The 6925-nt window shown below is 66.2% G+C and carries 7 protein-coding genes and 2 pseudogenes; 6 read left to right on the top strand and 3 right to left on the bottom strand.

The window, feature by feature from the left end; all coding sequences use genetic code 11:
* Together ACKAE7_RS20040 and ACKAE7_RS20045 are read left to right on the top strand one after the other, a co-directional pair.
* Positions 1-255 (top strand): annotated as a pseudogene (locus ACKAE7_RS20040) (beta-N-acetylhexosaminidase); the annotation flags it as partial.
* Between the two features lie 107 nt (positions 256-362).
* Complete coding sequence (locus tag ACKAE7_RS20045; RefSeq protein WP_188809769.1) at positions 363-1172, top strand: shikimate 5-dehydrogenase; 810 nt, start codon at positions 363-365, stop codon at positions 1170-1172.
* Here the strand turns inward: ACKAE7_RS20045 and ACKAE7_RS20050 are convergent.
* A complete protein-coding gene (locus tag ACKAE7_RS20050; RefSeq protein ID WP_408980115.1) occupies positions 1156-2442 on the bottom strand; it encodes a THUMP-like domain-containing protein in 1287 nt (428 codons plus the stop codon). The two genes, ACKAE7_RS20045 and ACKAE7_RS20050, sit on opposite strands and share 17 nt — an antisense overlap.
* Positions 2443-2496: 54 nt before the next feature.
* On the opposite strand from ACKAE7_RS20050, the gene ACKAE7_RS20055 reads away from it, so the two are divergent.
* On the top strand, positions 2497-2868 hold the full coding sequence (locus ACKAE7_RS20055; protein WP_188809660.1) for a hypothetical protein: 372 nt from the start codon (positions 2497-2499) through the stop codon (positions 2866-2868).
* Here the strand turns inward: ACKAE7_RS20055 and ACKAE7_RS20060 are convergent.
* Positions 2796-3728 (bottom strand): DMT family transporter, encoded by a 933-nt coding sequence (locus ACKAE7_RS20060; RefSeq protein ID WP_188809661.1) that lies wholly within the window; start codon positions 3726-3728, stop codon positions 2796-2798. The genes ACKAE7_RS20055 and ACKAE7_RS20060 overlap by 73 nt on opposite strands.
* Before the next feature lie 227 nt (positions 3729-3955).
* Between ACKAE7_RS20060 and groES the strand changes: the two genes are divergently transcribed.
* Positions 3956-4249 carry a co-chaperone GroES gene (groES, locus tag ACKAE7_RS20065; protein WP_003805290.1) on the top strand — a complete coding sequence of 98 codons (294 nt, stop codon included), beginning with the start codon at positions 3956-3958 and terminating at the stop codon, positions 4247-4249.
* A 77-nt stretch (positions 4250-4326) separates the two neighbouring features.
* On the top strand, positions 4327-5937 hold the full coding sequence (gene groL / locus ACKAE7_RS20070) for a chaperonin GroEL (protein ID WP_188727530.1): 1611 nt from the start codon (positions 4327-4329) through the stop codon (positions 5935-5937).
* 131 nt (positions 5938-6068) lie between these two features.
* On the opposite strand, the gene ACKAE7_RS20075 is transcribed toward groL, so the two are convergent.
* On the bottom strand, positions 6069-6671 hold the full coding sequence (locus tag ACKAE7_RS20075) for a dihydrofolate reductase family protein (RefSeq protein ID WP_408980116.1): 603 nt from the start codon (positions 6669-6671) through the stop codon (positions 6069-6071).
* An 80-nt stretch (positions 6672-6751) separates the two neighbouring features.
* Here ACKAE7_RS20075 and ACKAE7_RS20080 point away from each other — a divergent pair.
* Positions 6752-6925, top strand: a pseudogene (locus ACKAE7_RS20080) (ATP-dependent DNA ligase); the annotation flags it as partial.

A 6925-nucleotide genomic window follows, 5' to 3' on the forward strand; every position in this document is an offset into this window, starting at 1 on the left:
GGGCTGGCCGTGGGCTCCGGACCCCTGGTCAGCCTCATCGGCTACGGCGGCCGGGGCGCGGGAGGGGACATTGCCGTGGCACTGGATGCCCCCTGGCCGCTGCGGGACTCGACGGCGCCGGTGAAGGTGGCCCTTTATGGGCGGAGTGACGGCGCCTTCGATGCCCTCGCCGCTGTCCTGGCAGGGAAGGCGGCCGCACCGGGTAAGCTGCCGGCCGCCGTCGGAAACTTCCCGGCGGGAACCGGCTGCCCCTGATCCCAACCAAGTAGCGCTAAGTGTCGTTTTGAACCCTCAAAACGACACTTAGCGCTACCTACTTGGGTATCCCGTTTAATGGTCAGGTGCCCATTCTCAATAAAGACATGACCCTCTGCATCTCGCTCTCGGCGCGGCCCAGCAACAACGGGACCCGCTTCCACAACCACCTGTACGAGCAGCTGAACCTCAACTGGATTTACAAGGCGTTCGCCCCCACGAACCTCGAACAGGCCATCGCGGGCGTCCGCGGCCTGGGCATCCGCGGCTGTGCCATCTCCATGCCGTACAAGGAGGATGTGATTGCGCTGGTGGACGAGATGGATCCCTCAGCCAAGGCCATCGACTCCGTCAACACCATTGTGAACACGGACGGGCAGTTGAAGGCCTACAACACCGACTACACCGCCATCGAGCAGCTCCTGTCCACCAACAAGGTGCCCACCAGCTATTCGGTCTTGGTCCAGGGAGCGGGCGGCATGGCCAAGGCCACCGTCGCGGCGCTCCGCGACGCCGGCTTCACGGACGTCACGGTCATCGCCCGGAACGAGGTGGCCGGGCGGGCGCTGGCGGACCAGTACGGCTTCAGGTGGCAGGAAGCGCTCGACGGCGGGACGGCGGACTTGATCATTAACGTCACCCCCATCGGTATGGCAGGAGGGATGGCAGGCGGGGCGGAAGCCGACGCGCTCGCCTTCCCGCAGGAGGCCATCGACGCCGCCCGGGTGGTTTTCGACGTCGTGGCGCTGCCGGCCGAAACCCCGCTGATCAAGGCCGCACGGGCCGCGGGAAAGCCGGTCATCACCGGTGCGGAGGTTGCCACCATCCAGGCCCTGGAACAGTTTGTCCTCTACACCGGCGTGAGGCCCACCGCTGAGCAGGTGCGCGCTGCCGAGGAGTTCATGCGGGCCCAGTAGCAGTTTCTTCGCGAGCAGTGCCCTGCGCCGGCTCCACCACAATGGCCACCCGGTCCTCCCCGATGCGGGTCAGGACCAGGGTGGCTGTTTTGGTTCCGGCTTTCTTGCCGGCTGCGTTCTTCCCGCCCGTGTTCTTCCCGCTTGGGAGCAGTTGCTTGCGGAGTTCCTCGGGCGTGACGGCGGTGCCGCGCTTCTTGATGTCCAGCACGCCGATGCCGTTGTCCTTCACCCAGGCCTTGAGCGCCTTGACGTTGTAGGGCATCACCTCCAGGACCTTGTAGGCGCGCGCAAACGGCGTATCCACCAGTTCCGGCGCGCACACATAAGCGATGTGCTCATCCACCAGGTGTCCGCCCAGCTGCAGCGCCACGTCCGCCACCAGCCCTGCACGGATCACCGCACCGTCCGGTTCGTAGAGGTAGCCTTCCACCGGGCCCACCGGAGCCGTGGGACCGGCGCCGAACTCTTCTCCGCTGGTCAGCTCAGCGGCACCCTGGGCGCCGAGCACCAGCGCTGCCCGGCGGACTCCCGGCCGGCGCACTGCGTTGAACCACAGGGCCACCTCCGTCACATCCCCGGCCACGGAGACCCACTGCGCTTCGCAGCTTGCCGGAACGGAATCGTGCGGCATGCCCGGCCCCATCTTGACCCCCACGGCCAGGCCGGAGGCCGCCAGGTCCTCAACGAAGGACAAGGGCGGGGAAAAAGCCTCGGGGTCCCAGATCCGCTTGGTGCCCGACGTGGAAGTGACACGGCGCGCCGGGTCCAGCCAGACGCCGTCGACCCCGTCCAGCGGCACTGCCGTGGCGTCCGCATGGACCACGGTGGCGTTGGGGAACGGGATCAGGTTGACGGTGGCGCAGGCTGCCGTGGTCTCGTCCATCTCCACGGCGGTGACGTTGATGTCCATGGAAGCCAGCGCCAGGGAGTCCGCGGCCAGCCCGCAGCCCAGGTCTGCAACGTGGCTGATTCCGGCCTCCGCGAACCGCTGCGCGTGGCGTGCGGCAACGTTGAGCCGGGTTGCCTGTTCCAGTCCGGCCTGGGTGAACAGCATGCTCCGGGCAAACTCGCCGAACTTTGCGGCCGCCCTGGTGCGGAGCCTGGACTGGGTCAGGACGGCGGAGACCAGTTCAGGGGAGTGGCCGGCCTTGCGGAGGGCCGAGTTCAGCTCGAAGGATTTCTCCTCCTGGTAAGGGCCCAGGGACGCCAGAAGCTCCCAGCCTTCCGGGGTGAGCAGTGGTGCAATCTGGTCCTGGGGAGCTTGAGCCATGGGTTCCAGCCTAGTGGAGGAGCGGCATGCCGGCGGGCCGATAGTGTTGAAGCCATGAAAGACAGTGCAGGTACCCCGCAGTCCCGCCAGCACCACCCCGGGGGCCTGGCGCGGTTCGCCCGCCCGGCACTGATTGCCAGCGCCGTGGTTGCCGTGGTGTGTATCGCGCTTCTGGTGATCATCTTCTTCCTGGATGCCTTCAACGCCACCGTCTATTCGGTGGGCGGCAGCAGCATCCAGGACGACACGCAGGAGGCCCAGGACATCCGCGGGCTGTACGCCGGAGCCCGCGCGGGCAGCATCTTCTTCCTGGTTGTATCGCTCATGGTGGCCGCGGCTGCCGCGGTGCTGCTTTACCGCGGGCGGAACTCGGCCGGAGAGGGCGACGGCGGAGAGGACGTCGACTTTGAGGACCTGGGCCGCTGAGGTGCTGTGCCGCCGGTACTGGTCAGCAGGACCCCTGAAATAACCAGGATGCCGCCCATGACCTGGGGGACCGTGATGGGCTGGCCCAGGACGACCGTGATGATGGCGGTAAACACGGCGATGAGGTTGAGGTAGTTCCCGGCGTTTGCAGCGGTGGTGCGTTTGAGCGCCAGGTTCCACAGCAGGTAGGAACCCAGCGAGGGGAAGAGGACGATGTAGGCCAGCGACCAGCTTTCGGAGGCCGTGGCTGGAAGCCCGGCCCCCGTGGCCATTGCAAAGGGGACCAGGACAACAGCCGCCATGGCCACCTGAACCGCGGTGGACGTGATCGCCGGGACGGACAGCCTGCGGGCCGTGATCGTGTAGAAGCCCCACACGGTGATGGCCGCGACGATCAGCAGCTCACCGGCATTGATCGAGAAGGTCAGCAGCCGCTGCAGGTCGCCTCCGGTGAGCACCAGCAGGACTCCGCAGAGGCCCAGGGCAATCCCTGCCCAACCCAGCGGGCGCGGCCTGTCCCGGAGCAGGACCACGGCCAGGACCGTGATCAGGGCGGGGTTCGCTGCGGTCACCAGCGAAGCGTTCAGGGCCGAGGTGTGCCCCAGCGCGCTGTACAGCAGCAGGGTGTAGGCGCTCATGCCCAGGCAGCTCAGAAGCAGGAGCACCGGCCAATGGCTCAGCACGGCGCGCCAGTCCGGTTTTTCCACCAGCTGCGCCAGGACCAGCAACGGCACAGCGGCCAGGGCCCACCGCCAGAACGTTAGCTGCAGCGGCTGCATGGTCTCCATGGCAGCCTGTCCTACAACAAAGTTGCCCGCCCAGAAGAGGGTGGCAAGAATCAGGTAAACGGCGGCTCGCACCCGGCAAATCTACACGTCCCCATGTTCCGCCCACGACGAAACTCTGGCACTCGCCTTGACCGAGTGCTAACCCTTGCATACAGTCTGTATTAGCACTCTCCCTAGGAGGGTGCTAATACATGAAGAGCTGCCAGCCAGGCTGCTGCCGGCACCGCGACGACGGTTTGCCAGCCACGGCGGAAAGCTTTCCAGTCCACGAATTTGCTGACGAAGAAGGAGAGGTCCGAGTGTCGGTCTCTATTAAGCCTCTTGAGGATCGTATTGTTGTCCGCCCGCTCGAAGCCGAGCAGACCACGGCTTCCGGCCTGGTGATCCCGGACTCCGCACAGGAGAAGCCGCAGGAAGGCGAAGTTGTTGCAGTAGGCCCCGGCCGCTTCGAAGACGGCAACCGCGTTCCCGTCGACGTAGCCGTTGGCGACGTCGTCATCTACTCCAAGTACGGCGGAACCGAAGTCAAGACCGGCGGCACCGAGTACCTCGTGCTCTCCGCCCGCGACGTCCTGGCGATCGTCGTAAAGTAACTCTCCGGATCCCCGTGCCGCTGGTCATGCTCTCTGCTGGTCAGCTGCGCGGGGTTCTGTCTTGAAAGGACAAAACCATGGCAAAGCAGCTTGCGTTTAACGACGCTGCCCGCCGGTCTCTTGAAGCCGGCATCGATAAGCTCGCCAACACCGTCAAGGTGACGCTCGGCCCCCGCGGCCGCAACGTCGTCCTGGACAAGAAGTGGGGCGCTCCCACTATCACGAACGACGGCGTCACCATCGCCCGCGAAGTGGAACTTGACGACCCCTACGAGAACCTTGGCGCGCAGCTGGCCAAGGAAGTAGCCACCAAGACCAACGATGTTGCCGGTGACGGCACCACCACCGCAACCGTCCTGGCGCAGGCGCTGGTCAAGGAAGGCCTGCGCAACGTAGCGGCAGGCGCCGCCCCCGGCCAGATCAAGCGCGGCATCGAGGTTTCCGTTGAAGCCGTCGCCGCCCGCCTGCTCGAGAACGCCCGCCCCGTTGAAGGCACCCAGGTGGCCAACGTTGCAGCGATTTCCGCCCAGAGCGACGAGGTTGGCGAACTTCTCGCCGAGGCCTTCGGCAAGGTTGGCAAGGATGGTGTGATCACCATCGAGGAATCCTCCACCACGCAGACCGAACTGGTCCTGACCGAGGGCATGCAGTTCGACAAGGGCTACCTGTCCCCGTACTTCGTCACCGACGCGGAACGCCAGGAAGCAGTCCTTGAGGACGCCCTCATCCTGATCAACCAGGGCAAGATCTCCAACATCCAGGAATTCCTGCCGCTGCTGGAGAAGGCGCTGCAGAGCTCCAAGCCGCTCTTCATCATCGCCGAAGACGTTGACGGCGAGGCTTTGTCCACGCTGATCGTCAACCGCATCCGCGGCACCCTGAACGTTGTTGCCGTCAAGGCTCCGGGCTTCGGCGACCGCCGCAAGGCCATGCTGCAGGACATTGCCACCCTCACCGGTGCACAGGTTGTTTCCCCGGAACTGGGCCTGAGCCTGGACACTGTTGGCCTTGAGGTGCTGGGCACCGCCCGCCGCATCACGGTCACCAAGGACAACACCACCATCGTTGACGGCGCAGGTTCGGCCGAAGACGTGGCAGCACGCGTAGCCCAGCTCCGCGCCGAGCTGACCCGCACCGATTCCGACTGGGACCGTGAAAAGCTCCAGGAGCGCCTGGCCAAGCTGGCCGGCGGCATTGGTGTCATCAAGGTTGGCGCCGCCACCGAGGTTGAGCTCAAGGAAAAGAAGCACCGCATCGAGGACGCTGTGTCCTCCACCCGCGCTGCCCTTGAAGAAGGCATCGTTGCCGGCGGCGGTTCCGCCCTGATCCACGCCCTGAAGGCACTGGATGAGGACCCCTCCGTCAAGGCACTCGAAGGCGACGCCGCCGCTGCCGTGGGCATCGTCCGCCGCGCCCTGGTCCAGCCGCTGCGCTGGATCGCCCAGAACGCGGGCTTCGACGGCTACGTTGTGACGTCCAAGGTTGCCGACCTGGAAACGAACAACGGCTTCAACGCCAAGTCAGGCGAGTACGAGGACCTGATCGCTGCCGGTGTCATCGACCCCGTCAAGGTCACCCGTGCGGCCCTCCGCAACGCGGCCTCCATCGCTGCCCTGGTTCTCACCACCGAGACCCTCGTGGTGGAGAAGCCGGCCGAAGAGGACGAGCACGCAGGCCACAGCCACTAATCCCCACCGGCTCCCAAGTCTCGCTTCGCTCGACTTGGGTCCCTCGCCGGCGTGGGCCCAGCCTGCCACCACAAGAAACCGGTCCAGCATCCGCTGGACCGGTTTTTTGCGCCTTGGGGGAACGGCGGAGACTAGGTTCCCGGCATGTTCTGCGTCTCCACGTCGCCCGCGCGCTCGTAGACCAGCGACACCGCCCCCTTCGGGAAGCTGCGGGCCGGCTCCGCCAGGCGGTAGGAGGCGGGGACGGTCCCTGCGTCGAAGAGGCGCTTGCCCTGGCCGAGGACCACCGGATAGAGCCAGAGATGGAGGCGGTCGAGCACGTTTGCTGCGAGCAGCGAACGGATGAGAACGCCGCTGCCGAACATGTGCACCTGCCCGTACCCGTCGCGGAGCCTGCCCGCGGCCGTGGCATCCGGCAGCACCGACGTGCCTGCCCAAGCGGGATCCGCCAGGCTGCTCGAGACGACGAACTTGGGCACCCGGTTGAGCGTCCCGCCGATGTCCCCGGACTGGTGTGGCCAGTAGCCCGCGAAGATGTCGTAGGTCTTCCGGCCGAGCAGCAGGGCGTCCATGTGGCTGACTTCGGACTCGATGGCCGCCTCAGCCTCCTCGTCGGAGACCGGCGCCTGCCAGCCACCGAAGGCGAAGCCGCCCTCCGTGTCTTCTTCGCTGCCGCCGGGCCCCTGGTAGACGCCGTCCAGGGTAAGGAACAGGTTCGCAACGATGAGTCCCATCCGTCCAGTCTGGGACAGTGCTCCAGCGCTGTCCAGCAATCCGGAACTGCCCGGGCAGGCGGGCGTGGCAGACTGATGCCATGCTGCTCTACGAGCTTGTGAAAACCACGGATAAGGTCGCATCCACGCGCTCCCGGCTCGCGAAGGTGGACGCGCTGGCAGACCTGTTGCGCCGGCTGGAGCCCGGGGAGATCGCCACCGCCGTCGGCTTGCTCACCGCCAGGCCGCGCCAGGGCCGGGTGGGGGTGGGCTGG

The sequence above is a fragment of the Pseudarthrobacter sp. NKDBFgelt genome (assembly GCF_046097905.1).
In the GTDB taxonomy this organism is placed as follows: Bacteria; Actinomycetota; Actinomycetes; order Actinomycetales; family Micrococcaceae; genus Arthrobacter; species Arthrobacter polychromogenes.